Origin of the sequence: Cytobacillus firmus, assembly GCF_023612095.1 — a bacterium.
Lineage (GTDB): Bacteria > Bacillota > Bacilli > Bacillales > Cytobacillaceae > Cytobacillus.
The window spans coordinates 31190-56199 of the sequence record NZ_CP086235.1; the positions used below are offsets into that span (position 1 = coordinate 31190).

The 25010-nt window shown below is 43.7% G+C and carries 29 protein-coding genes and 1 other annotated feature; all 29 genes read right to left on the reverse strand.

The genetic code is table 11. From position 1 onward, the window contains the following. The 29 genes from rpmC to LLY41_RS00345 all read right to left on the reverse strand — a co-directional run bounded on the left by rpmC (nt 1) and on the right by LLY41_RS00345 (nt 25009). Nucleotides 1-201, reverse strand: a complete 201-nt coding sequence (gene rpmC / locus LLY41_RS00205; protein WP_009336588.1) for a 50S ribosomal protein L29 — start codon at nt 199-201, stop codon at nt 1-3. Further along, a complete protein-coding gene (gene rplP / locus LLY41_RS00210) occupies nt 191-625 on the reverse strand; it encodes a 50S ribosomal protein L16 (RefSeq protein WP_095245995.1) in 435 nt (144 codons plus the stop codon). The genes rpmC and rplP overlap by 11 nt, the downstream gene beginning before the upstream one ends. Nucleotide 626: 1 nt before the next feature. Further along, a complete protein-coding gene (gene rpsC, locus LLY41_RS00215) occupies nt 627-1283 on the reverse strand; it encodes a 30S ribosomal protein S3 (protein WP_095245996.1) in 657 nt (218 codons plus the stop codon). Nucleotides 1284-1286: 3 nt separating this feature from the next. Then, nucleotides 1287-1628 carry a 50S ribosomal protein L22 gene (gene rplV, locus LLY41_RS00220; RefSeq protein ID WP_009336582.1) on the reverse strand — a complete coding sequence of 114 codons (342 nt, stop codon included), beginning with the start codon at nt 1626-1628 and terminating at the stop codon, nt 1287-1289. An 18-nt stretch (nt 1629-1646) separates the two neighbouring features. Next, nucleotides 1647-1925 (reverse strand): 30S ribosomal protein S19, encoded by a 279-nt coding sequence (gene rpsS, locus LLY41_RS00225; protein ID WP_009336580.1) that lies wholly within the window; start codon nt 1923-1925, stop codon nt 1647-1649. Between the two features lie 60 nt (nt 1926-1985). Further along, nucleotides 1986-2816: a 50S ribosomal protein L2 gene (gene rplB, locus LLY41_RS00230; RefSeq protein WP_304586649.1), complete on the reverse strand. Its 831-nt coding sequence runs from the start codon at nt 2814-2816 to the stop codon at nt 1986-1988. Between the two features lie 31 nt (nt 2817-2847). Then, entirely contained in the window at nt 2848-3132 is a 285-nt protein-coding gene (rplW, locus tag LLY41_RS00235; protein WP_035332296.1) for a 50S ribosomal protein L23, read from the reverse strand. Then, nucleotides 3132-3755 carry a 50S ribosomal protein L4 gene (rplD, locus tag LLY41_RS00240; protein WP_095245998.1) on the reverse strand — a complete coding sequence of 208 codons (624 nt, stop codon included), beginning with the start codon at nt 3753-3755 and terminating at the stop codon, nt 3132-3134. The genes rplW and rplD overlap by 1 nt, the downstream gene beginning before the upstream one ends. A 28-nt stretch (nt 3756-3783) precedes the next feature. Then, nucleotides 3784-4410, reverse strand: a complete 627-nt coding sequence (gene rplC / locus LLY41_RS00245) for a 50S ribosomal protein L3 (RefSeq protein ID WP_095245999.1) — start codon at nt 4408-4410, stop codon at nt 3784-3786. A 38-nt stretch (nt 4411-4448) separates the two neighbouring features. After that, nucleotides 4449-4757 (reverse strand): 30S ribosomal protein S10, encoded by a 309-nt coding sequence (gene rpsJ, locus LLY41_RS00250; protein WP_009336571.1) that lies wholly within the window; start codon nt 4755-4757, stop codon nt 4449-4451. Between the two features lie 498 nt (nt 4758-5255). Beyond that, a complete protein-coding gene (gene tuf, locus LLY41_RS00255) occupies nt 5256-6443 on the reverse strand; it encodes an elongation factor Tu (protein WP_095246000.1) in 1188 nt (395 codons plus the stop codon). Between the two features lie 119 nt (nt 6444-6562). Then, nucleotides 6563-8641 carry an elongation factor G gene (gene fusA, locus LLY41_RS00260; protein WP_095246001.1) on the reverse strand — a complete coding sequence of 693 codons (2079 nt, stop codon included), beginning with the start codon at nt 8639-8641 and terminating at the stop codon, nt 6563-6565. Nucleotides 8642-8692: 51 nt separating this feature from the next. Continuing rightward, nucleotides 8693-9163: a 30S ribosomal protein S7 gene (gene rpsG, locus LLY41_RS00265; RefSeq protein ID WP_095246002.1), complete on the reverse strand. Its 471-nt coding sequence runs from the start codon at nt 9161-9163 to the stop codon at nt 8693-8695. Between the two features lie 42 nt (nt 9164-9205). After that, nucleotides 9206-9628, reverse strand: coding sequence for a 30S ribosomal protein S12 (rpsL, locus tag LLY41_RS00270; protein ID WP_009336562.1), 423 nt, complete (start codon nt 9626-9628; stop codon nt 9206-9208). A 103-nt stretch (nt 9629-9731) separates the two neighbouring features. Next, nucleotides 9732-9980: a 50S ribosomal protein L7ae-like protein gene (locus LLY41_RS00275; RefSeq protein WP_095246003.1), complete on the reverse strand. Its 249-nt coding sequence runs from the start codon at nt 9978-9980 to the stop codon at nt 9732-9734. Between the two features lie 156 nt (nt 9981-10136). Further along, on the reverse strand, nt 10137-13736 hold the full coding sequence (rpoC, locus tag LLY41_RS00280; protein WP_095246004.1) for a DNA-directed RNA polymerase subunit beta': 3600 nt from the start codon (nt 13734-13736) through the stop codon (nt 10137-10139). Between the two features lie 130 nt (nt 13737-13866). Beyond that, entirely contained in the window at nt 13867-17430 is a 3564-nt protein-coding gene (rpoB, locus tag LLY41_RS00285) for a DNA-directed RNA polymerase subunit beta (RefSeq protein WP_304586650.1), read from the reverse strand. Between the two features lie 364 nt (nt 17431-17794). Then, nucleotides 17795-18397, reverse strand: coding sequence for a class I SAM-dependent methyltransferase (locus tag LLY41_RS00290; RefSeq protein ID WP_304586651.1), 603 nt, complete (start codon nt 18395-18397; stop codon nt 17795-17797). A gap of 170 nt (nt 18398-18567) precedes the next feature. Next, entirely contained in the window at nt 18568-18933 is a 366-nt protein-coding gene (gene rplL, locus LLY41_RS00295; RefSeq protein WP_095246007.1) for a 50S ribosomal protein L7/L12, read from the reverse strand. Between the two features lie 57 nt (nt 18934-18990). Continuing rightward, the gene (gene rplJ, locus LLY41_RS00300; protein ID WP_095246008.1) at nt 18991-19491 is read right to left on the reverse strand and encodes a 50S ribosomal protein L10; all 501 of its coding nucleotides are present in this window, start codon (nt 19489-19491) and stop codon (nt 18991-18993) included. 34 nt (nt 19492-19525) lie between these two features. Next, nucleotides 19526-19665 (reverse strand) — a sequence feature (ribosomal protein L10 leader region). Nucleotides 19666-19840: 175 nt separating this feature from the next. Beyond that, on the reverse strand, nt 19841-20584 hold the full coding sequence (gene rplA, locus LLY41_RS00305) for a 50S ribosomal protein L1 (protein WP_341036569.1): 744 nt from the start codon (nt 20582-20584) through the stop codon (nt 19841-19843). Between the two features lie 154 nt (nt 20585-20738). Next, complete coding sequence (gene rplK, locus LLY41_RS00310) at nt 20739-21164, reverse strand: 50S ribosomal protein L11 (RefSeq protein WP_009336545.1); 426 nt, start codon at nt 21162-21164, stop codon at nt 20739-20741. Nucleotides 21165-21375: 211 nt separating this feature from the next. Then, nucleotides 21376-21909: a transcription termination/antitermination protein NusG gene (nusG, locus tag LLY41_RS00315; protein ID WP_095246009.1), complete on the reverse strand. Its 534-nt coding sequence runs from the start codon at nt 21907-21909 to the stop codon at nt 21376-21378. 132 nt (nt 21910-22041) lie between these two features. Further along, a complete protein-coding gene (gene secE / locus LLY41_RS00320; protein ID WP_035332319.1) occupies nt 22042-22224 on the reverse strand; it encodes a preprotein translocase subunit SecE in 183 nt (60 codons plus the stop codon). 135 nt (nt 22225-22359) lie between these two features. After that, complete coding sequence (rpmG, locus tag LLY41_RS00325) at nt 22360-22503, reverse strand: 50S ribosomal protein L33 (protein ID WP_095246010.1); 144 nt, start codon at nt 22501-22503, stop codon at nt 22360-22362. A 101-nt stretch (nt 22504-22604) separates the two neighbouring features. Continuing rightward, nucleotides 22605-23261, reverse strand: a complete 657-nt coding sequence (gene sigH, locus LLY41_RS00330) for an RNA polymerase sporulation sigma factor SigH (protein ID WP_009336536.1) — start codon at nt 23259-23261, stop codon at nt 22605-22607. A gap of 70 nt (nt 23262-23331) precedes the next feature. Continuing rightward, the gene (locus tag LLY41_RS00335) at nt 23332-23841 is read right to left on the reverse strand and encodes an NYN domain-containing protein (protein WP_095246011.1); all 510 of its coding nucleotides are present in this window, start codon (nt 23839-23841) and stop codon (nt 23332-23334) included. A 2-nt stretch (nt 23842-23843) separates the two neighbouring features. Further along, a complete protein-coding gene (gene rlmB, locus LLY41_RS00340; protein WP_095246012.1) occupies nt 23844-24587 on the reverse strand; it encodes a 23S rRNA (guanosine(2251)-2'-O)-methyltransferase RlmB in 744 nt (247 codons plus the stop codon). Next, a complete protein-coding gene (locus LLY41_RS00345; RefSeq protein ID WP_095246013.1) occupies nt 24584-25009 on the reverse strand; it encodes a Mini-ribonuclease 3 in 426 nt (141 codons plus the stop codon). Before LLY41_RS00345 ends, rlmB begins: the two co-directional genes overlap by 4 nt. Between the last annotated feature and the right edge of the window lies 1 nt (nt 25010).

A 25010-nucleotide genomic window follows, 5' to 3' on the forward strand; every position in this document is an offset into this window, starting at 1 on the left:
TCACTTGCTAAAGCCGATTTCTCTTTCACGAATAACAGTTTTCATGCGGGCAATCGCTTTGCGTACTTCACGAATGCGAGCTGTGTTTTCAAGTTGTCCAGTCGCCAATTGAAAGCGAAGGTTGAAAAGCTCTTCTTTTAATGATTTTACTTTTTGTTCAATTTCGGCAGTGGTCAGGTCACGAATTTCATTAGCTTTCATTTGATTCACCACCAATTTCTTCTCGTTTTACAAACTTGCACTTAAGTGGAAGTTTGTGTGCTGCAAGACGTAATGCTTCACGAGCGATCTCTTCAGATACACCAGCGATTTCGAACATTACTTTACCAGGCTTTACAACTGCTACCCATCCTTCAGGAGCACCTTTACCAGAACCCATGCGGACTTCTAGAGGCTTTGCAGTGTAAGGCTTGTGTGGGAAAATTTGAATCCAAACTTTACCGCCACGTTTCATGTAACGAGTCATTGCAATACGTGCAGATTCGATTTGACGGTTAGTGATCCAAGAAGCTTCTAGAGCTTGAAGGCCATATTCACCGAAGTTTACTTCAGTTCCGCCTTTTGATTGACCACGCATTTTTCCGCGGTGTACACGACGATATTTTACGCGCTTTGGCAATAACATATTATTTGCCTCCTTCCCCAGTTTTCTTCTTCGTAGGAAGGACCTCTCCACGATAGATCCATACTTTTACGCCCAATTTACCGTAAGTTGTATCAGCTTCAACTGCAGCATAATCGATATCAGCACGAAGAGTATGAAGTGGAACTGTTCCTTCGCTGTATGATTCTGAACGAGCTATATCAGCACCGCCTAAACGACCAGATACCATTGTTTTGATACCTTTAGCGCCAGCGCGCATTGCACGTTGAATAGTTTGTTTTTGAGCACGACGGAAAGATACGCGGTTTTCTAATTGACGAGCAATGTTTTCCGCAACCAATTTCGCATCGATATCTGCTCTTTTAATTTCAAGAATGTTGATGTGAACACGCTTGCCGGTTAATGAGTTAAGTGACTTACGAAGTGCTTCAACCTCAGTACCACCTTTACCGATAACCATTCCTGGTTTCGCAGTGTGGATAGTGATGTTCAGGCGATTAGCAGCACGTTCGATTTCTACTTTAGAAACAGAAGCTTCGCTTAGACGCTTTGAGATGTACTCACGAACCTTAAGGTCTTCGTGTAAAAGATCAGCATAGTCTTTGCCTGCGTACCATTTTGACTCCCAATCACGGATGACACCGACACGCAAACCGACTGGATTTACTTTTTGACCCACTGATTATCCCTCCTTCTTTTCTGATAAAACGATAGTAATATGGCTAGTGCGCTTGTTGATTTGGCTTGCACGGCCCATAGCGCGAGGACGGAAACGTTTTAAAGTTGGTCCTTCGTCTACGAATGCTTGAGCAACTACCAGGTTGTTAACGTCCATTTCGTAGTTGTGCTCAGCGTTAGCTAGTGCAGATTTTAAAACTTTCTCTACGATTGGAGAAGCAGCTTTAGGTGTAAGGTTTAAAATCGCTACTGCTTCGCCTACTTGCTTTCCTCGAATTAAATCTACGACTAAACGAGCTTTACGAGGAGCAATACGAACTGTTCTTGCAACAGCTTTAGCTTGCATTAGAATGCCCTCCTCTCATTAACGTCTTGTTTTCTTATCATCATTGCCATGGCCTTTGTACGCACGAGTTGGAGCGAATTCTCCAAGCTTGTGGCCTACCATGTCTTCAGTGATGTATACAGGCACATGTTTACGACCATCATAAACTGCGATTGTGTGTCCGATGAATTGTGGGAAGATCGTAGAACGGCGAGACCAAGTTTTAGTAACTTGCTTGCTTTCTGTTTCATTAAGCTTTTCGATCTTTGTCATTAAATGTTCATCAACAAAAGGTCCTTTTTTTAAGCTGCGACCCATGATTGAACCTCCCTTCGTGATTGCTCTACGGTTCTTAATTGGAACCGTAGTACAATCCCGTTATTTTTTACGACGACGTACGATAAATTTATCTGATTTGTTGTTCTTCTTGCGTGTCTTGTAACCAAGTGTTGGTTTGCCCCAAGGAGACATTGGAGACTTACGTCCGATTGGCGAACGTCCTTCACCACCACCGTGTGGGTGATCGTTAGGGTTCATTACAGATCCACGTACAGTTGGGCGCTTGCCTAACCAGCGTGAACGACCTGCTTTACCAATGTTAATAAGCTCGTGCTGCTCGTTTCCGACTTGACCAACTGTCGCACGGCACTCAGCAAGAATCATGCGAACTTCACCAGAGTTTAAACGAACTAATACGTACTTGCCTTCTTTACCAAGAACTTGTGCAGAAGTACCAGCAGAACGTACTAATTGTCCGCCTTTACCAGGTTTTAATTCGATGTTGTGGATTACTGTACCCACTGGAATGTTAACTAGTGGAAGTGCATTACCCACTTTGATATCTGCTTCAGGACCAGCCATTACTTCCATACCCACCTGTAAGTTCTTAGGTGCAAGGATGTAACGCTTTTCTCCATCTACATAGTTAATTAGTGCAATATTTGCAGAGCGGTTTGGATCATACTCGATTGTGGCAACGCGTCCTGGAATGCCATCTTTGTTACGTTTAAAATCGATGATACGATATTGACGTTTATGACCGCCGCCTTGATGACGAACTGTCAACTTACCTTGGTTGTTACGGCCGCCTTTTCTCTTTAAAGGAGCAAGTAAAGACTTTTCTGGTTGGTTAGTCGTGATTTCTGCGAAATCAGAAACCGTCATGCCGCGACGACCATTAGAGGTAGGTTTATACTTTTTAATCGCCATTTCGTTTCCCTCCTCTTCTAGTTATAGTGAATTAAGCTTCAAATAGCTCGATTTCTTGGCTTTCAGCTGTTAATTTAACGATCGCTTTACGGCGTTTGTTAGTGTATCCGCCGAATTTGCCCATACGCTTGAACTTACCTTTGTAGTTCATGATGTTAACTTTCTCAACTTTAACGCCAAAGATTTGCTCTACAGCGTCTTTAACTTGAGTCTTGTTAGCACGTACGTCAACTTCGAACGTATATTTTTTATCAGCCATAATGTCAGTAGAACGTTCAGTGATTACGGGGCGCTTAATGATATCGCGTGCATCCATTATGCAAGCACCTCCTCTACTTTTTCAACCGCTGCTTTCGTCATGATAAGCTTATCATGGTTTAAAACATCTAAAACAGTGATTCCAGAAGCAGATACAACTGTTACACCAGGGATGTTGCGAGCAGATAGTGCTACGTTCTCATCTAGGTCAGCAGTTACGATAAGTGCTTTTGAACCAACAGAAAGACCAGATAATACACCTTTAAAGTCTTTAGTTTTAGGAGCTTCGAAAGCAAGGCCTTCTAATACTAGGATGTTTTCTTCTAATACTTTAGAAGATAACGCAGATTTGATTGCCAGACGGCGAACCTTTTTAGGCAGTTTGTAGCTGTAGCTGCGTGGTACAGGACCAAATACAGTACCGCCTCCGCGCCATTGTGGTGAACGGATAGAACCTTGACGTGCACGGCCTGTGCCTTTTTGGCGCCATGGCTTACGTCCTCCGCCCGCTACTTCAGAACGAATTTTAGTTTTATGAGTCCCTTGACGTAATGAAGCTCTTTGCATAACAACAGCTTCGAATAGTACGTGCTGGTTGGGCTCGATACCAAAGATCGCATCATTAAGTTCGATATCACCAACTTTAGATCCGCTTTGGTTAAACAATGCTACTTTCGGCATTCTGTTTTCCTCCTTTCCGGTTTAATTATTATGCTTTAACCGCACTTTTGATTTTTACTAATGCTTTTCTGGCACCAGGTACATTACCTTTGATCAAAAGAAGGTTGCGTTCAACATCAACTTTTACGATTTCAAGGTTTTGTACAGTCACTTGTTCTCCACCCATGCGACCAGGTAATAATTTACCTTTGAATACACGGTTTGGAGCTACAGGACCCATTGAACCAGGGCGACGATGATAACGAGAACCGTGAGCCATAGGCCCGCGAGATTGTCCGTGGCGCTTGATGGCACCCTGGAAACCTTTACCTTTTGAAATTCCTGTTACATCAACAGTATCGCCTTCTGCGAAAATATCAACTTTGACTTCCTGACCAACTTCATATTGTCCTAAATCAGCTCCGCGGAATTCGCGTACGAAGCGCTTAGGAGCAGTGTTTGCTTTAGCAACATGCCCTTTTTCAGGTTTGTTGGACAACTTGTCCCGCTTGTCTTCGAATCCAATCTGGATTGCTTCATATCCATCAGTATCAACTGATTTCTTTTGAAGAACAACGTTAGCAGCTGCCTCAACCACTGTTACCGGGATAAGATCACCGTTTTCAGCAAATACTTGAGTCATACCAATCTTTCTTCCTAAGATTCCTTTGGTCATTAGTCACACCTCCTAAGTTTCTTATGATTATTTATTGATTAAAGTTTGATTTCGATATCTACACCAGACGGTAAGTCTAAACGCATTAGAGAATCAACCGTTTGTGGTGTTGGGTTAACGATGTCGATAAGACGTTTATGCGTACGCATTTCGAACTGCTCACGAGAGTCTTTGTACTTGTGAACCGCACGTAGGATTGTGTAAATAGACTTTTCAGTTGGTAATGGAATCGGACCTGAAACAGCCGCACCAGAACGTTTTGCAGTCTCAACAATCTTTTCTGCTGATTGATCAAGAATTCTGTGATCATACGCTTTTAAACGAATACGAATTTTTTGTTTTGCCATTATTTTCCCTCCTTTTCGCCTATTTTAAGATAGACATTCTCCGTGAAAATTTCCCACACACTCGCCATGGCAAAGCGGCCGGGTGTGTCAGCAACCTTTCACATCATCGCAGTCAAAGACCAACATTGTCTATTATACAGAAACAATAAATGAAATGCAACATGTATATGTTATTTCTTTTTGTTCCGCACACTTTTACTATTATAACTGCTGTGTATTGAGTTTTCAAGAGTATAGGAAGAAGTCTAACTATTTGCACTGTGAGTAATTGAGTAGAAAATATAGTGGTGATTATATATAGAAGAAAAGCGGTTTTAATCGGGAGTTTTTTAGAGGAGGAATGTTCTCTATCCGTGAACCACAAGCAGGAACGCAGGAAATATTAGTGAATTTGAAATGATGATTTTAAATTCCATTCATCTGTTTATGTATTGGATTAGGGAGGAAGCAAATAAAAAAACAGATGGGTCGTCACCCATCTGTTTTTATTAGTTGAGATTACTCAGTGATTGTAGCAACTACGCCAGCGCCTACAGTACGTCCACCCTCACGGATAGAGAACTTAGTACCTTCTTCGATAGCGATTGGAGCGATTAGTTCTACAGTCATTTCGATGTTATCTCCAGGCATAACCATTTCTACACCTTCAGGAAGATTACAGATACCAGTTACATCAGTTGTACGGAAGTAGAACTGAGGACGGTAGTTAGTGAAGAATGGAGTATGACGTCCACCTTCTTCTTTTGAAAGAACGTATACTTCAGCTTTAAACTTAGTGTGTGGAGTGATTGAACCTGGCTTAGCAAGTACTTGTCCACGTTGGATATCTTCACGTGCAACACCACGAAGAAGGGCACCAATGTTGTCTCCAGCTTCAGCATAGTCAAGAAGCTTACGGAACATTTCTACACCAGTTACAGTAGTTGATTTTGGCTCTTCAGCAAGACCGATGATTTCGATAACGTCACCGACTTTAACTTGTCCACGCTCAACACGTCCTGTAGCAACAGTACCACGGCCAGTGATTGAGAATACATCCTCAACAGGCATCATGAATGGCTTGTCAGTGTCACGAGTTGGAGTTGGGATGTACTCGTCAACTGCTGCCATAAGTTCTTCGATTTTAGCTTCCCACTCAGCTTCTCCTTCAAGAGCTTTAAGAGCAGAACCTTTGATTACAGGAATGTCATCACCAGGGAATTCGTACTCAGAAAGAAGGTCACGAACTTCCATTTCTACTAATTCAAGTAGTTCTTCATCGTCAACCATGTCACACTTGTTCATGAATACAACAAGGAAAGGAACACCAACCTGACGAGAAAGAAGGATGTGCTCACGAGTTTGTGGCATTGGGCCGTCAGCAGCAGAAACAACTAGGATTCCGCCGTCCATTTGTGCAGCACCAGTGATCATGTTTTTAACATAGTCAGCGTGACCTGGGCAGTCAACGTGTGCATAGTGACGGTTATCAGTTTCGTACTCAACGTGTGCAGTTGAGATTGTGATTCCACGCTCGCGCTCTTCTGGAGCCGCGTCGATTTGATCGTATCCGCGTGCTTCACCGCCGCCTTTTTTAGAAAGAACAGTTGTGATAGCTGCAGTTAAAGTAGTTTTACCATGGTCAACGTGTCCGATAGTACCGATGTTAACATGGGGTTTTGAACGGTCAAATTTAGCTTTTGCCATTTGAAATTTCCTCCTTCAGATAATAAAAGTTAAGTATTTTATGCTGTGAAGAGGTTTCCCTTTCCACAGCGCTTTTAGCCTACAATAGTAGTTATACTTTATTGAAAAGGTAAAATCAATTATTCACCTTTATTTTTTTTGATGATTTCTTCAGAAATTGATTTTGGTACTTCTTCATAGTGGTCGAAGTGCATTGAGAATGTACCGCGGCCCTGCGTATTAGAACGCAATGAAGTTGCATATCCAAACATTTCTGATAGTGGAACCATCGCACGAACTACTTGCGCGTTACCGCGAGCTTCCATACCTTCAACGCGTCCACGGCGTGATGTTACATCACCCATGATGTCTCCCATGTATTCTTCAGGGATTACGACTTCAACCTTCATAACCGGCTCAAGAATTACAGGATTACATTTTGACGCAGCGTTTTTAAGTGCCATAGATGCAGCAATCTTAAACGCCATTTCAGAGGAGTCAACATCATGGTAAGAACCGTCAAATAAACGGGCTTTGATGTCTACCAGTGGGAATCCGGCAAGTACTCCTCTATCCAGCGAATCTTCAAGACCCGCTTGAACAGCTGGGATGTATTCACGAGGAACGACACCACCAACGATTCCGTTTTCGAATTCGAAGCCTTTACCTTCTTCATTAGGACTGAATTCGATCCAAACGTGACCGAACTGTCCGCGTCCACCGGATTGACGTGCAAATTTACCTTCAACCTTAGCTGAACCACGGAAAGTTTCACGGTATGCAACCTGAGGAGCACCTACGTTAGCTTCCACTTTAAATTCACGTCTCATACGGTCAACAAGGATATCAAGGTGAAGCTCACCCATACCCGCGATGATAACCTGTCCAGTTTCCTGGTCAGTATGAGCGCGGAATGTAGGATCTTCTTCTTGAAGTTTTTGAAGAGCAGTTGTCATCTTATCTTGGTCAGCCTTTGATTTAGGCTCGATAGATAATGAGATAACCGGCTCTGGGAATTCCATAGACTCAAGAATAACAAGATTCTTTTCATCACATAGAGTATCCCCTGTAGTAGTGTCTTTAAGACCTACAGCAGCTGCGATATCACCAGAGTGTACTACTGAGATCTCTTCACGGGAATTCGCATGCATTTGCAGGATACGTCCTACACGCTCACGCTTTCCTTTAGTAGAGTTCTGTACATATGAACCAGAGTTTAATGTACCGGAATACACACGGAAGAATGTAAGTTTACCAACGTAAGGGTCGGTCATAACTTTAAATGCAAGTGCTGAGAATGGTGCATCATCGCTTGATGGACGAGTAACCTCTTCTTCTGTATCCGGTAGTGTACCTTTAATAGAAGGTACATCAAGAGGAGATGGAAGGTAGTCGATTACTGCATCAAGCATTTTTTGAACACCTTTGTTTTTGAACGCAGAACCACAGATAACTGGGTAGAATTCAACGTTTACTGTACCTTTACGAATAGCAGCTTTAAGCTCTTCGTTAGTGATTTCTTCACCGCCAAGGTATTTCTCCATTAATTCTTCATCAAGTTCAGCTACCGCTTCAATTAGCTTTTCACGGTATTCTTCTGCTTGATCCATGTATTCAGCTGGAATATCACGGTCTTCGATATCAGTACCCAAGTCGTTTCCGTAGAATGTAGCTTTCATTTCAATTAAGTCGATGATGCCTTCGAACTGATCTTCAGCACCAATCGGTAATTGAATTGCAGCTGCATTCGCTTGAAGACGATCATGAAGAGTCTTCAATGAGTACAAGAAGTCTGCACCGATTTTATCCATTTTGTTTACGAATACCACACGTGGTACTCCGTAAGTAGTAGCCTGACGCCAAACTGTTTCAGTTTGCGGCTCAACACCTGACTGCGCGTCAAGTACAGCTACTGCACCATCAAGAACACGAAGTGAACGTTCAACTTCAACTGTGAAGTCTACGTGTCCAGGAGTGTCAATGATGTTAACGCGGTGACCTTTCCACTGTGCAGTTGTCGCAGCAGAAGTGATTGTGATTCCACGCTCTTGCTCCTGCTCCATCCAGTCCATCTGTGAAGCACCTTCGTGTGTTTCACCGATTTTGTGGATACGGCCTGTGTAGTAAAGTACACGCTCAGTAGTTGTTGTTTTACCGGCATCGATGTGAGCCATGATACCGATATTACGAGTATTTTCTAAGGAGAACTCTCTAGCCATTGGGTCTTTCTCCTTCCTAGTATGAGTGTTATTTTAATTAAGCAGTATATCTTACCAGCGGTAGTGAGCAAACGCTTTGTTTGCTTCTGCCATTTTGTGTGTATCTTCACGTTTCTTAACAGATGCACCAGTGTTGTTAGCTGCATCAAGGATTTCGTTAGCTAAACGCTCTTCCATAGTCTTTTCACCGCGAAGACGCGCATAGTTTACTAACCAGCGAAGACCAAGAGTAGTACGGCGGTCAGGACGCACCTCAACTGGTACTTGGTAGTTTGCACCACCTACACGGCGTGCTTTAACTTCAAGTACAGGCATGATGTTTTTAAGCGCCTGATCGAAAACTTCCATTGGTTCTTTGCCAGTGCGCTCGCTGATGATATCGAACGCAGAGTAAAGAATTGCTTGAGATTTACCTCTCTTACCATCAGTCATCATTTTGTTGATCAGACGGCTAACTAGTTTTGAGTTGTAAATCGGATCCGGCAATACGTCTCTTTTTGCTACAGGACCTTTACGTGGCATGGATTGTTCCTCCTTTCAAAGATGGTTGTCTATTAATTAGAATTATTTTTTAGCTGCTTTTGGACGCTTAGCACCGTATTTAGAACGGCCTTGCATACGGTTGTTAACACCAGCAGTATCTAAAGCGCCGCGCACGATGTGATAACGCACACCCGGTAAGTCTTTTACACGTCCTCCACGGATAAGAACAACACTGTGCTCTTGAAGGTTGTGCCCGATACCAGGGATGTAAGCATTAACCTCGATACCATTTGTTAAACGAACACGAGCATATTTACGTAATGCAGAGTTCGGTTTCTTTGGAGTCATTGTACCAACACGAGTACAAACACCACGCTTTTGAGGTGAAGCTACGTTTGTTTGAGCTTTCTTGAAGCTGTTGTAGCCTTTGTTAAGAGCAGGTGAGTTTGACTTCTCAGACTTAGTTTGACGAGGCTTGCGCACTAATTGATTAATAGTAGGCATTTGATTTTTCCTCCCTTCGAATTTGTTTAAGCCCACACATCCAGGTGGTTCATTTTGTTGCAAAAACAAAGTTCTTGCAGATACCAATCTACAAAAACAGTTTTTAAATAGATATGGCAACAGTTGCTGCCCCAACTTCGATTCCACATGCCTTTCCGAGTTTTTTCATCGAATCGACATATACAATCGGAACGTCCATTTCAGTCGCTGTACTAACCACTTTTGCTGTAACCCTAGGATCAGCATCACTGGCGACTACGACTTCATCGATTGTTCCCAGTTTAAGAGCTTTGACTGTTTGCTTTGTTCCTACAATAATACTTTTTGCCTGCAATACTTTATCATAAGACATTTACGACATCCTCCAAAGTATCCGGTGAATAGGAGCACCTTTGCAATAGTAACACCTTCATATTTCAATGTCAATAAGCAAAATGATTTTTATTTCGTTTATTCACTATAAAATGCGGCACTTGCTTTCAAATAAGCAAGCACCGCAATGATTACATTATTCTACAGTAACAGTATCTTCAGCAGCTTCCTCGTTTGTATAAGGCTCTGCTCTTCTGTATCGCTGCATGCCTGTTCCAGCAGGGACAAGCTTACCAATAATTACATTTTCTTTCAGGCCAAGAAGCTCATCGCGCTTGCCTTTGATCGCTGCATCGGTAAGAACTCTTGTTGTCTCCTGGAAGGATGCTGCTGATAAGAATGAATCTGTTTCAAGAGATGCTTTTGTGATACCCAACAGAACCGGACGTCCTGTTGCAGGCATTTTACCAGCAAGAATGGCTTTTTCATTGGCATCTGTAAATTGATGGATATCAAGCAATGTACCTGGAAGCACATCTGTTTCTGCCGCATCAATTACACGCACTTTGCGAAGCATCTGGCGGACCATTACTTCGATGTGCTTATCGCCGATTTCAACACCCTGCATGCGGTATACCTTTTGAACTTCACGCAGCAAGTATTCCTGAACAGCTGTTACATCTCTCACTTTAATTAACTCTTTAGGGTCAATGGAACCTTCAGTCAGTTCCTGACCACGCACTACTTTGTCGTTTACAGCTACTTTTAAGCGGGCTGTGTAAGGTGCTGTGTAGGTCTTGGACTCAACTTCACCCTGAACAACAATTTCCTGCTGGCGGTCGCGGCCTTCGTTCAGGCCGACTACAACACCATCGATTTCTGAAATAACTGCCTGACCTTTAGGGTTACGCGCTTCGAAAATTTCCTGGATACGCGGTAAACCTTGAGTGATATCGTCTCCTGCTACACCACCGGTATGGAAGGTACGCATTGTTAACTGTGTACCTGGTTCACCGATGGATTGGGCAGCGATAATACCTACTGCTTCACCAACTTCAACCTCTTGGCCGGTAGCCAAGTTGCGGCCGTAGCATTTCTTACATACACCATGGCGGGTGTTGCAAGTGAATGCTGAACGGATCCATACCTTTTCAATGCCGGCTGAAACAACTTCGACTGCTAAATCTTCAGTAATCAAACCATTTTCAGGCACGATCACTTCATTTGTCTCAGGATGTTTGATGTTCCTTCTTGCATATCGGCCAATCAGACGCTCTTCAAGCGCTTCAATGACTTCAGTGCCATCCTTAAGAGATGCGATAAGCAAGCCGCGGTCAGTTCCGCAATCGTCGTCACGAACGATGACATCCTGCGCAACATCTACAAGGCGGCGAGTCAGGTAACCTGAGTCAGCTGTTTTAAGAGCCGTATCGGCAAGACCTTTACGGGCACCGTGTGTGGAAATAAAGTACTCGAGTACTGTTAATCCTTCACGGAAACTCGATTTGATCGGTAATTCAATGATACGTCCAGCCGGGTTGGCCATCAGTCCGCGCATACCGGCTAACTGAGTGAAGTTGGACGCGTTACCACGGGCACCAGAGTCACTCATCATGAAGATCGGGTTGGATTTATCCAATGAATTCATTAGTTTTGCCTGGATATTATCTTTCGCTGCACTCCAGATTGAAATAACACGATCATAACGCTCGTCTTCGGTAATAAGACCGCGTCTGAACTGTTTCATTACATTATCAACCTTGCCCTGTGCTTCCTGGATAATTTCCTGCTTCTCCCTTAATACTACGATATCAGCAACACCGACTGTGATACCGGCTTTTGTGGAGTGCCTGAATCCAAGGTTCTTCATGCGGTCAAGCATTTTAGACGTTTCCGTAATTTTGAAGCGTTTGAAGACTTCCGCAATGATGTTTCCAAGGATCTTTTTCTTAAACGGATCTACCAGCGGCATTTCCTTGATAACGGCAGCTACATCAGTAGCAGGCTCTACAAAATATTTCGCAGGAGTTTCAATCTCCAGGTTTTCTTTTGTAGGCTCATTAATGTAAGGGAATGTTTCAGGCAGAATTTCGTTGAAAATAAGCTTACCAACCGTAGTTAATAAAAGCTTCTTGTTTTGTTCTTCAGTGAAAGTCTGATTATTTAAGGATCCAGCATGGACAGCTACTCTTGTATGCAAGTGCACATATCCATTTTGATAAGCAAGCAGCGCTTCGCTTGTATCTTTAAAAATCATACCTTCGCCAACGGCGCCGGCTCTTTCAAGTGTCAGGTAATAGTTACCCAGTACCATATCCTGAGAAGGAGTAACAACTGGCTTACCGTCTTTCGGATTCAGAATGTTCTGTGCTGCCAGCATCAGCAAGCGTGCTTCTGCCTGTGCTTCAGATGAAAGCGGCACGTGAACAGCCATTTGGTCACCGTCAAAGTCTGCGTTGTAAGCAGTACATACAAGCGGGTGAAGACGAATAGCGCGTCCTTCAACCAATGTCGGTTCGAATGCCTGAATGCCGAGTCTGTGAAGAGTCGGAGCACGGTTAAGCAATACAGGGTGCTCTTTAATAACACTTTCAAGAACATCCCAAACTTCCGGCTGTACTCTTTCAATTTTGCGCTTTGCAGATTTGATGTTGTGAGCTAAGCCCTTCTCCACCAATTCCTTCATAACGAACGGCTTAAATAATTCCAATGCCATTTCTTTTGGAAGTCCGCACTGGTACATTTTTAAGTTTGGTCCTACGACGATAACCGAACGTCCCGAATAGTCAACACGCTTACCAAGCAAGTTCTGGCGGAAGCGTCCTTGTTTTCCTTTAAGCATATGCGATAGGGATTTTAACGGACGGTTTCCTGGTCCAGTTACCGGTCTTCCGCGGCGGCCGTTATCAATTAGCGCATCTACAGCTTCCTGAAGCATGCGTTTTTCGTTCTGAACGATAATGCTTGGAGCACCAAGGTCCAATAAACGCTTCAAACGGTTGTTGCGGTTAATTACACGGCGGTACAGATCATTCAGGTCGGAAGTGGCAAAACGTCCACCATCCAGCTGTACCATCGGACGAAGCTCCGGAGGAATAACCGGAAGAACGTCGAGAATCATCCAGGACGGTTCATTTCCAGAACCACGGAAAGCTTCAAGTACTTCCAGGCGCTTGATTGCACGAGTGCGTCGCTGGCCCTGGGCGGTTTTCAATTCCTCTTTAAGGGAATCTACTTCTTTGTTGAGATCTATGTCAGAAAGAAGCTTCTTAATGGATTCAGCACCCATGGAAGCCTGGAACTTGTTTCCGTATTTTTCACGGTATGCACGGTACTCTTTTTCAGAAAGCAGCTGCTTCTTCTCAAGAGCCGTAACGCCAGGATCCGTTACAACATAAGAAGCGAAGTAAATAACTTCTTCAAGTGCACGCGGAGACATGTCCAGCACAAGACCCATACGGCTTGGGATGCCCTTGAAATACCAAATGTGGGATACAGGGGCTGCAAGTTCAATATGGCCCATTCTTTCACGGCGGACTTTCGCGCGTGTTACTTCAACGCCGCATCGGTCACAGACCACGCCTTTATATCGAACACGCTTATACTTTCCACAGTGACATTCCCAGTCTTTCGTCGGTCCGAAAATGCGCTCGCAGAATAGACCGTCTTTTTCTGGTTTTAATGTACGATAGTTGATCGTTTCAGGTTTCTTAACTTCACCATGTGACCAAGAACGTATCTTATCCGGTGAAGCAAGACCTATTTTCATATACTCGAAATTGTTTACATCTAGCAAGGGGCCTACCTCCCTTTTGATCTCCGGGTTTTACCCTTATTGCTCAAACAGCAGCAAAGTGCCAATAATATCCCCAGCGGCATCCGCCATGTAAGGCGGAGCGCCAAGGGATTAAGGAATTTATATGAAATTATTCTTTCGTAACTGCTTGCTCTTCGTTTTGCTTTTCCGGAGCGATTGTCAATGATTCAGCCTGCTGAACTTCATCTTCATCTTCCATGTCGCGCATTTCAATTTCTTCTTCATCGCCGGATAGGATCTTAACATCCATACCTAAACTTTGAAGCTCTTTGATCAGTACCTTGAATGATTCCGGTACACCTGGCTCAGGTACATTCTCGCCTTTGACGATTGATTCATAAGTCTTAACACGTCCAACAACGTCATCGGACTTAACTGTTAAGATTTCCTGAAGTGTATAGGCAGCACCATATGCTTCAAGTGCCCATACCTCCATCTCACCGAAACGCTGTCCGCCGAACTGAGCTTTACCGCCCAATGGCTGCTGCGTAACAAGAGAGTAAGGTCCTGTTGAACGGGCATGAAGCTTATCGTCAACCATGTGTGCCAGTTTGATCATATACATGACACCGACAGATACACGGTTGTCGAATGGCTCGCCTGAACGTCCATCATAAAGGACAGTCTTCGCATCACGCGCCATGCCTGCTTCTTCGATCGTTGACCATACATCTTCCTCACGTGCACCATCGAATACAGGAGATGCAACATGGATGCCAAGAGCTCTGGCAGCCATACCAAGGTGAAGCTCAAGCACCTGTCCGATGTTCATACGCGATGGAACCCCAAGAGGGTTTAACATGATGTCTACTGGAGTGCCATCCGGCAGGTAAGGCATATCTTCTTCCGGTAAAATACGGGAGATAACACCTTTGTTACCGTGACGTCCGGCCATCTTGTCACCTTCAGAGATTTTACGCTTCTGAACGATATATACACGTACAAGCTGGTTAACCCCTGGAGGAAGCTCGTCTCCGTCTTCTCTGTTAAACACTTTAACATCCAGTACAATACCGCCTCCGCCATGTGGCACACGAAGGGATGTATCACGGACTTCACGTGCTTTTTCACCAAAGATTGCGTGCAATAGCCTTTCTTCAGCTGTCAGTTCCGTTACCCCTTTAGGAGTTACTTTACCAACCAGAAGATCGCCATCTTTTACTTCCGCACCTGTACGGATAATTCCGCGTTCGTCCAGGTTGCGCAGTGCATCTTCCCCAACGTTAGGGATATCTCTTGTGATCTCTTCAGGTCCAAGCTTTGTATCGCGTGATTCTGATTCATATTCTTCAATATGGATGGATGTATAAACATCATCTTTTACAAGGCGCTCACTCATGATGATCGCATCCTCGTAGTTATAGCCATCCCAAGTCATGAACGCTACAAGAACGTTGCGTCCAAGAGCTAATTCACCGAGTTCCATGGAAGGACCGTCAGCAAGGATTTCTCCTTTTGTTACACGGTTGCCAACAGCGACGATAGGACGCTGGTTGTAGCAGGTTCCCTGGTTGGATCGAATGAATTTAAGCATTCTGTATTTATCAAGATCGCCTTTAACTTCCTGGCCATCTACGTTTTGAATGCGGCGAACCCAAACTTCGCGGGCCTCTACATGCTCAACAATTCCTTCATGCTTACAGATGACTGCAGCACCTGAGTCTTTACCTGATACATACTCCATACCAGTTCCGACTCTTGGCGCCTCCGGCTGCATCAATGGCACAGCCTGACGCTGCATGTTCGCTCCCATGAGGGCACGGTTGGAGTCATCGTTTTCAAGGAACGGGATACATGCTGTCGCAGCAGATACTACCTGTTTCGGCGATACATCCATGTAGTCAACACGGTCGCGCTTGACAACTGTGTTCTCACCTTTGAAACGGGCAACTACTTCTTCGTCAAGGAATGAACCATCGTCACCAAGAAGCGCATTTGCCTGAGCCACTACATAGTTATCCTCTTCATCGGCTGTCAGATAGTCGATGCGGGATGTGACTTTTCCGGTCTCAGGGTCGATTCGGCGATATGGTGTTTCGATAAATCCGAAGCGGTTCACCTTCGCAAAGGAAGATAAGGAGTTAATCAGACCGATGTTTGGTCCCTCCGGCGTTTCAATCGGACACATACGGCCATAGTGAGAGTAGTGAACGTCACGGACTTCGAAACCGGCACGTTCACGCGTCAGACCACCCGGCCCTAACGCAGAAAGACGGCGCTTATGCGTAAGTTCAGCAAGCGGATTCGTCTGGTCCATGAACTGGGACAACTGAGAGCTTCCAAAGAACTCTTTAATTGACGCAATAACAGGACGGATATTAATCAGCTGCTGAGGTGTAATCGTATTTGTATCCTGGATGGACATTCTCTCGCGGACCACACGCTCCATACGGGATAAACCGATGCGGAACTGGTTCTGCAATAGTTCTCCGACTGAACGAAGACGTCTGTTTCCAAGATGGTCAATATCATCTGTATCTCCTACAGAGTGCAGAAGGTTAAAGAAATAGCTGATAGATGCAATGATGTCAGAAGGTGCAATGTTTTTCACTGCTTCTTCCACATAGGCATTGCCGATCACATTGATGACCTTTTCGCCATCTTCATTAGGCGCGTAAATCTTAATAGACTGAAGCAACACTTCATCATTTACTACTCCGCCTAATAAGCTTACCGTTTTGAAGCCGATATCCTTCTCAAGGTTAGGAAGAATGCGGTCTAATGTACGGCGGTCAAGTGTAACTCCTTTTTCCGCAATGATTTCGCCAGTTTCTGGATCCACAAGCGTTTCAGCCAGTTTTTGGCCAAACAGGCGGTTTTTAATATGAAGCTTCTTATTGATCTTATAGCGTCCAACGTTCGCAAGGTCATAACGCTTTGGATCAAAGAATCTTGAGACAAGCAAGCTTTTTGCATTTTCGACCGTTGGCGGCTCGCCCGGACGAAGACGCTCATAGATTTCAAGGAGAGCTTTATCTGTGCTTTCCGTATTGTCTTTCTCAAGCGTATTGCGAATGTACTCGTTGTCTCCAACCAAATCGATGATCTCTTGATCAGAGCCGAACCCAAGTGCACGCAAAAGAACCGTAACGGGCAGTTTCCGAGTACGATCTATTCTGACGTATACGACGTCTTTGGCATCTGTTTCATACTCAAGCCATGCGCCGCGGTTCGGGATTACGGTTGCTGAATAGCCTTTTTTCCCGTTTTTATCAAGCTTTCCACTGAAGTATACGCTCGGAGAACGCACTAACTGGGATACAATGACACGTTCCGCTCCATTAATAACGAACGTACCTGTCTCTGTCATAAGCGGGAAGTCACCCATAAAGACATCCTGGTCTTTAACTTCGCCTGTTTCTTTGTTTACAAGACGCACTTTCACACGTAAAGGTGCAGAATATGTAACATCTCGTTCTTTCGATTCCTCAACGGAATATTTTGGTTCGCCAAGGCTGTAATCAATAAATTCAAGCGACAAATTACCAGTAAAGTCTTCAATCGGAGAAATATCATGGAACATTTCTCGTAAACCCTCATCAAGAAACCATTGATAAGAAGAGGTTTGGATTTCGATTAGATTTGGTAATTCTAAAACTTCACTGATTCGTGCGTAACTTCTACGTTGGCGGTGTCGTCCATACTGAACTAGTTGACCTGTCAACTGATTCACCCCTCAAATCAAGCGTTATTGTTGCTAATAGCAATTTATATCATCCTATAAGAAAAGCGATGAGCGCCTGCCTATCGGTTCAGGTATTAGCGACTGGACCGATGGCGCACGAAGCCAGCCAGTAAAACTGGCCCAGAAGCAGGCTTCTTCCCAAAATAGCACAGGGACATGAGCCAAGCTTCCATTCTTATAAGACAAAAAGAAAAAGGGTTTTCACTTCAAAAACCACATTTTCACAATACGACTATTATTTTGTTAGCTTTCCCATTAAAACCAATTTTATACAACTATTAGATAAATTTAGTTATAAATAGGAATATAATATGTTGGCATTTTACAATACTATCATAGCAAAAAAGTCAAGTCAATCTTTTTTTGCTCTTAATATAAAATAGCCTTTTTTCTTTTCTGCTGTCTCCACTTCACCGAATAACTCTGTCAGTTTATCGATCGCAGAGGATGCACCCTGCTTTTTCTGGATGACAACCCATAGCTCTCCGCCCGATATCAGAGCCTCAAAGCTTTGTTCAAAAATATCATGCACTATCTTTTTCCCGGCGCGGATTGGCGGGTTTGTCAGGATAGCCGCAAACTTATTGCCTTTTGTACTTTCAAGGCGGTCACTTTCATAGATTTGGACATTTTTTATGCCGTTCAATTCAGCATTTTCCTTCGCAAGTCCAAGCGCCCTCTCATTTACATCAACCATATGAACAGTCCGTTCCGGCATAAGCTTCGCAGCAGTCAGCCCGATAGGTCCATATCCGCAGCCGACATCGAGAATATTCCCATCCGCTTCCGGCTGATCAAATGTTTCGATCAATAATTTAGACCCAAAATCCACTTCACCCTTTGAAAAAACACCGTTGTCTGTTTTAAAACGGAAAGGAAATTCCTTTAAAGTATAGCTCCAGGTTTTAGGGCTGCTATCAACATGCTGTGTTTTGGAATAGTAGTGGTCAGACATGAAATCACCTCCAGGAGTATATATAAGAAGATAAAAGGAGAATCACAAATTATGTGGGTTCGAAGGAATTATATAAGATTGCCCACTAAAAAGCAAAAAGTTAAAGAATAATGTAATTTCGACCCCAAAACAAAAAGCCCGCTTAAGCAGCGGACTTTTCATAAAGGCTATTACTTAACTTCAACGCCAGCTCCAACTTCTTCAAGCTTAGCTTTAACTTCTTCAGCTTCTTCTTTAGAAACGCCTTCTTTAAGAGCTTTTGGAGTGTTGTCAACAAGTTCTTTCGCTTCTTTAAGTCCAAGACCTGTGATTTCACGTACCACTTTGATAACTTTGATTTTTTGGTCGCCTGCAGAAGTAAGAACAACTTCAAATTCAGTTTGCTCTTCAGCAGCGCCACCAGCAGCAGCTCCGCCCATCATTGCTACAGGAGCAGCAGCAGTTACACCAAATTCTTCTTCAATAGCTTTTACTAAGTCGTTTAGTTCTAAAACAGTCATAGATTTAACTGCTTCAATGATTTGTTCTTTAGTCATGATTATGTTTCCTCCTTATTTTTGGTTTGAATCTATTAGTTTAACGCTAAAATCAACTTACGCGCCTTGTTCTTCTTTTTGATCTGCAACAGCTTTTGCAGCAAGAGCAAGATTGCGGATAGGTGCTTGAAGTACGCTGAGTAGCATAGAAAGCAAGCCTTCGCGTGATGGTAGTTCAGCAAGAGCTTTGACATCTTCTACTGAAGCGATATTCCCTTCGATTACACCTGCTTTAATTTCAAGTGCTTCATGCTTTTTCGCGAAATCATTAAGGATTTTCGCTGGAGCAACTACATCTTCTGTGCTGAACGCGATTGCGTTAGGTCCAGTTAAAGACTCGTTTAAACCGGAAAGTTCAGCAGCTTCAGCAGCACGGCGAGTCATTGAATTCTTGTATACTTTGAATTCCACGCCAGCTTCACGAAGCTGTTTACGAAGTTCAGTAACTTCAGCAACAGAAAGACCACGGTAGTCAACAACAACTGTTGATACACTTGATTTAAGTTTATCAGCAATTTCGTCTACGATTTGTTTCTTTTGTTCGATAATGCTGCTCATCCTTACACCTCCTGTAGAATTTTCTACATTCATACCGTTCAATAAAAAACCTCCACGACTTTGCAGACATGGAGGAAGTATACAATAGCGAGAAAAAGCAATTCTATCGTAATACCTCGGCAGGAAATTAAGCAATAAAGCACCTGCTGTCTACGGCACAAATGTTATTATATTTTAACAACAAAATACATATTACAGCATGTATTTCAGAATGTCAATTGTTATTATTGTCCAGCTTCAGCGCCTAGCCCCTCGAGGTCATAAGGCAATCCTCCCGGAAAGGTAAAGAACACCTTTCAGTGAGGCTCGTCTTATGCTTGTCGGGGCTGGGCAAGGCGCTTACGCTTTTCTATTTTACTGCAACAGATGAAGGATCTACTTTAACGCCAGGTCCCATTGTAGAAGTAACAGAAACGTTCTTCATGTAAGTTCCTTTAGCAGCAGCAGGCTTCACTTTCATCATTGTGTCGAAAATAGTGTTGAAGTTTTCAACAAGCTTTTCGTCTTCGAAAGATACTTTACCGATTGGCACGTGGATGTTACCAGCTTTGTCAACACGGTATTCAACTTTACCTGCTTTGATTTCGTTAACTGCTTTTTGAACGTCAAAAGTAACTGTGCCAGTCTTAGGGTTTGGCATTAAGCCTTTAGGTCCTAATACGCGGCCAAGTTTACCAACTTCACCCATCATGTCAGGTGTAGCAACGATTACATCAAAGTCGAACCAGCCTTGGCTGATTTTGTTGATGTATTCAGAATCGCCTACGAAATCTGCTCCAGCTGCTTCTGCTTCTTTCGCTTTTTCGCCTTTAGCGAATACAAGAACGCGCTGAGTTTTACCAGTTCCGTTTGGAAGAACTACTGCTCCACGGATTTGCTGGTCAGCTTTCTTAGGGTCAACTCCAAGGCGGAATGCTACCTCAACAGTTGCATCAAATTTTGCAAAATTAGTTTTCTTCGTAAGTTCAATTGCTTCAGCAATCGGGTAAGCTTTTGAAGAATCAACAAGCTTCACAGCTTCTGCGTACTTCTTACTTTTTTTAGCCATTTTTATTTCCTCCTTGATTGTGGTTTTAGCGGAATAACCTCCCACGAGTAAAAGCGGAGACGCCTTAGTCTAAGGCGCCGCTGCTCAACACGAAAAGCGGAGGCGCCCATTAAGGCGCCCGCTCTTGACAGAACAAAGGTTGCGAGTGAAACCAAATTCAACGTCGCAACCTCATCCCTTAATCTGCTTCATACATGGATTAGTCTTCGATAACGATACCCATGCTGCGTGCAGTACCTTCAACCATACGCATTGCAGCTTCTACGCTTGCAGCGTTTAGATCAGGCATCTTTGTTTCAGCAATCTCGCGTACCTTGTCACGCTTGACTGTTGCTACTTTATTACGGTTTGGTTCACCAGAACCAGACTCGATTCCAGCCGCCTTCTTAAGAAGAACTGCAGCAGGAGGAGTTTTCGTAATAAATGTAAATGAACGGTCTTCAAAAACCGTGATTTCAACAGGAATGATTAAGCCAGCTTGTTCAGCTGTTCGAGCGTTAAATTCCTTACAGAATCCCATGATGTTAACACCTGCTTGACCTAGTGCCGGTCCAACCGGTGGTGCAGGGTTCGCTTTACCTGCAGGGATTTGCAGCTTTACAAGTTTGATTACTTTTTTAGCCACGAGACACACCTCCTTAAAGTCCGTGATGTGGTAATAGGGAAAGTTCCCTCCCACTCAACTTATAGTCTTTATATTAAGATAAAGAACTTTTAACTACTGTCCAGTCTCTTTGTCCGAGACATACTGACCTTTGAAATATTATCACTTTTCAAAGCCAATTTCAAGTTTTTTTACAAAGATATATAAAAGTACTTTCACAGAAGGCTGATTCTTACAGTTTTTCAATCTGTGAAAAATCAAGTTCAACCGGAGTGTCGCGGCCAAACATGTTCACAAGCACTTTAATCTTTGCCTTATCTTTATCAATATCTTCAATAGAGCCTGTGAAGTTCGCAAACGGACCTTCGTTCACCTTTACCGTTTCGCCGATCTCAAAGTTGATATCAAAGCGGGCTTCTTCAACACCCATATGCTTAAGAACTTGAGTAACTTCCTCAGGCAATAGCGGAGTCGGCTTTGAGCCTGAACCTGCCGAACCTACAAATCCGGTTACACCCGGAGTATTTCTTACTACATACCAGGAATCATCTGTCATCACGATTTCCACCAGTACATAACCAGGGAATACCTTGCGCTTCACTACCTTTTTCTTGCCGTTCTTAAATTCTGTTTCTTCTTCTTCAGGGACTACCACCCGAAAGATCTTATCTTGCATACCCATTGATTCAACACGTTTCTCCAGATTGGCTTTTACTTTATTTTCATAGCCGGAGTACGTATGAACAACATACCAATTCTTTTCCATTCACGAGGACTTGTTCGTCCTTCCCTCCCTGTATTCAACAATTTATTATTTTTCTCCAAATTAAAAAACCCGTTTCCGGGCTTTGCAAATGTTTCCTGTGTTATTCTCCATTATACCATGGAAACTCAGGGGTTATTCAAGAATTATACGAATCAATTCAGAAATTCCCAGGTCAAGCACTGCAAAAAACAGAGCGAAAAACGTAACTGTAGCCAGTACGGTAACAGTATAGCTTGTCAGCTCTTTGCGTTTAGGCCAGCTGACCTTTCTCATTTCCCGGCCAACTTCACGGAAAAAATTCACGATGCGCTGCATTTCGTAACCCCCAACTTTCGAAAGATATATCCTTTAACAAGAAGCGAAAGCGGCTTCAAAATCAGACCGGTCTTCCAATCTGCCTAAAACACTCAGCTTCAGTCTATTAAAAGAACAAACTTCTTATCTATATAATCACTTTGTTTCTTTATGGATCGTATGAGCACTGCATGTGCTGCAGAATTTCTTCAATTCCAGCCGTACAGCATCATCTTTGCCCGCAGTGGAATAATTCCTGGAACCACATACAGAGCATGCCAATATTACTTTTTTCGTCATCATTTCCACCTACTAAGTCACATTACGCCCTTAAAACTTTAACACGCACCCTAAATCATGTCAATAACTGCAAAAAAAAGCAAGGTGTTGGCAAATTCTGTCTACAGGGAAAATTCCCGCACTTCCAGATATCTTTCCAGCTTTCTTTTCACCCGCTGCAGAGCATTGTCAATCGACTTCACATGGCGGTTCAGTTCTTCGGAAATTTCCTGATAGGACTGCCCGTCCAAATAAAGGGCAAGCACCTTGCGTTCAAGGTCACTCAGAAGCTCGGACATTTTCACTTCAATATGATCAAATTCTTCCTGGTTGATAATCAGCTCTTCAGGGTCCATAACCTTCGCCCCGGAGATAACATCCATAAGCGTTCTGTCTGATTCCTCATCATAAATGGGCTTGTCCAGAGACACATACGAGTTCAGCGGAATATGCTTTTGGCGGGTCGCCGTCTTAATGGCGGTGATGATTTGCCTGGTGATGCACAGCTCGGCAAACGCTTTAAATGAAGACAGCTTGTCCTCTTTAAAATCACGGATCGCCTTGTATAAGCCGATCATTCCCTCTTGTACAATATCTTCTTTATCTGCGCCAATCAAAAAATAGGATCTTGCTTTTGCCCGGACAAAGTTGCGGTACTTATGAATCAGATAATCCAGCGCCTCACTCTCGCCCTTATGCACGAGCTCCACTATTTCTTCGTCCTCTAGCTGTATAAAGTCTATAAGATTTTCGTCGATTGTCTTGAAGTCAGCACTCACTTAGATCCCCCCGACCGTACAAGCATGGTTAGAAACATTATACAGCACGGTTTTTTCAAGCGTCAACCGCTCATTGGCCTCCTCTGCGCCATTTTTCAAAAATTTCTGCCACTTCATCGCTGAGATGTATCTTGGAAACTGGCTTTTTCTCCTGAATTTTTTTTACTTTTTTTTCGATGCTGCTTTCAATCAAATTCATTTCATTCAAGAGCTCCCTCGCTGATTTCCTTAGGGCCCCCTGGCCAAATATGACCCACTGCTCTGTGAAATCGGAGGTTGCTACATGAATTTGAGTTTTAATATTACTGAGATCGATAGCCAGTTTTTCGATGCGTTCATCGGCCGTTTCATTATTCCGCGTAAAAATAACTTCGATCTTTGAATTTTTAAACTTTTTTTCAGTGCCCTTTACATAGTGGGCATCAAACACGACAATCACTCTGTACCCGGAATATCCCTGGTACTCGGCCATTTTTTCAATCAGACGGTCTCTGGCAGATGATAAATCCTTGTTTTTGAGCTCCCTGAGTTCCGGCCAAGCACCAATTATGTTGTATCCGTCAACAAGAAGGATGTCCATTTTTATCCCTCAAGCGGGTGCCGTTTCCGATAAACCTCATACATGAGCAGTGCAGCCGCAACTGATGCATTAAGGGAAGTAACATGTCCAGCCATCGGCAGGTTAATTAGGAAGTCGCATTTATCACGTATCAGGCGGCCCATTCCTTTTCCTTCACTGCCAATCACAAGGCCTAAAGGCATCGCTCCATCCATCTGGCGGTAGTCCTGTTTTCCTTTTGCATCCGTACCGGCGATCCAGACGCCTCTTTCTTTTAATTCATCAATCGTCCTGGACATATTGGTAACACGGACAACCGGAATATACTCGATCGCCCCTGTTGATGCTTTAGCTACCGTTGCTGTCAGCCCGACCGCTCTCCTCTTCGGAATAATGATCCCATGGGCACCGACTGCATCGGCCGTTCTCATGATGGATCCCAGATTGTGCGGATCTTCAATTTCATCCAGCAGCAGGAAGAATGGTGCTTCATTTTTCTTTTCTGCAGCTGCAAACAGATCATCGATTTCTGCGTATTGATAGGCAGCAACCTGTGCGATGACACCTTGATGATTTCCCTCTGCCATCCCATCTATTTTTTTCTTGGGTACAAACTGGACGAGGACCCCGGCTGACTTCGCCAAACCGATTACCTGCTGCATCTGCCCGCCCTGCGAACCTTCTGCAATAAAAATCTTATTAATATCCCTCTCTGACTTCAACGCTTCAATGACGGGATTCTTCCCAATGATAAAATCCTGGCTCATTTTACCGCTCCTCCTTTCTTTTTCTCAACTAAATCAATGGATTCCAGAATCAGCTCTTCCATGCGCTCCTGTCTTTTCGCTAAAAACAGATAGCCGATCAGTGATTCAAAAGCTGTGCTGTATCTGTATGTTTGGACATCTGTATTTTTCGGCACTGAACCGGACTTGGCATTCCGCCCCCTGCGGACAACTGCCAGTTCTTCTTCAGTCAGCCGCTTAGCGTCTATTAATTCATGAATGATCAGGGACTGGGCTTTTGCAGAAACATACCGGGTCGCCTCCTTATGGAGAAAATGAGGCCGGACCCGTCCATTTTGCAGGAGATGGTGCCGTATATAGGTTTCAAATACTGCATCTCCCATATACGCCAGGGCAAGACTATTCAATTGTTTTTCATCTACTTTGTTTTCATAGTGAAGCATT

Coding starts and splice junctions, on each gene's coding strand:
- rpmC (WP_009336588.1), bottom strand. CDS start 201: ATGAAAGCTAATGAAATTCGTGACCTGACCACTGCCGAAATTGAACAA.
- rplP (WP_095245995.1), bottom strand. CDS start 625: ATGTTATTGCCAAAGCGCGTAAAATATCGTCGTGTACACCGCGGAAAA.
- rplV (WP_009336582.1), bottom strand. CDS start 1,628: ATGCAAGCTAAAGCTGTTGCAAGAACAGTTCGTATTGCTCCTCGTAAA.
- rpsS (WP_009336580.1), bottom strand. CDS start 1,925: ATGGGTCGCAGCTTAAAAAAAGGACCTTTTGTTGATGAACATTTAATG.
- rplB (WP_304586649.1), bottom strand. CDS start 2,816: ATGGCGATTAAAAAGTATAAACCTACCTCTAATGGTCGTCGCGGCATG.
- rplW (WP_035332296.1), bottom strand. CDS start 3,132: ATGGATGCACGCGATATCATTAAGCGCCCCGTAATCACTGAACGTTCT.
- rplD (WP_095245998.1), bottom strand. CDS start 3,755: ATGCCGAAAGTAGCATTGTTTAACCAAAGCGGATCTAAAGTTGGTGAT.
- rplC (WP_095245999.1), bottom strand. CDS start 4,410: ATGACCAAAGGAATCTTAGGAAGAAAGATTGGTATGACTCAAGTATTT.
- rpsJ (WP_009336571.1), bottom strand. CDS start 4,757: ATGGCAAAACAAAAAATTCGTATTCGTTTAAAAGCGTATGATCACAGA.
- tuf (WP_095246000.1), bottom strand. CDS start 6,443: ATGGCAAAAGCTAAATTTGACCGTTCAAAACCCCATGTTAACATCGGT.
- fusA (WP_095246001.1), bottom strand. CDS start 8,641: ATGGCTAGAGAGTTCTCCTTAGAAAATACTCGTAATATCGGTATCATG.
- rpsG (WP_095246002.1), bottom strand. CDS start 9,163: ATGCCACGTAAAGGTCCTGTAGCAAAAAGAGACGTATTGCCGGATCCG.
- rpsL (WP_009336562.1), bottom strand. CDS start 9,628: ATGCCTACTATTAATCAATTAGTGCGCAAGCCTCGTCAAACTAAGTCT.
- LLY41_RS00275 (WP_095246003.1), bottom strand. CDS start 9,980: ATGTCTTATGATAAAGTATTGCAGGCAAAAAGTATTATTGTAGGAACA.
- LLY41_RS00290 (WP_304586651.1), bottom strand. CDS start 18,397: ATGTCTGACCACTACTATTCCAAAACACAGCATGTTGATAGCAGCCCT.
- rplL (WP_095246007.1), bottom strand. CDS start 18,933: ATGACTAAAGAACAAATCATTGAAGCAGTTAAATCTATGACTGTTTTA.
- rplJ (WP_095246008.1), bottom strand. CDS start 19,491: ATGAGCAGCATTATCGAACAAAAGAAACAAATCGTAGACGAAATTGCT.
- nusG (WP_095246009.1), bottom strand. CDS start 21,909: ATGGAAAAGAATTGGTATGTTGTTCATACGTACTCCGGCTATGAAAAT.
- secE (WP_035332319.1), bottom strand. CDS start 22,224: ATGCAGCGCATCGTGAATTTTTTCCGTGAAGTTGGCCGGGAAATGAGA.
- rpmG (WP_095246010.1), bottom strand. CDS start 22,503: ATGACGAAAAAAGTAATATTGGCATGCTCTGTATGTGGTTCCAGGAAT.
- LLY41_RS00335 (WP_095246011.1), bottom strand. CDS start 23,841: ATGGACATCCTTCTTGTTGACGGATACAACATAATTGGTGCTTGGCCG.
- rlmB (WP_095246012.1), bottom strand. CDS start 24,587: ATGAGCCAGGATTTTATCATTGGGAAGAATCCCGTCATTGAAGCGTTG.
- LLY41_RS00345 (WP_095246013.1), bottom strand. CDS start 25,009: ATGCTTCACTATGAAAACAAAGTAGATGAAAAACAATTGAATAGTCTT.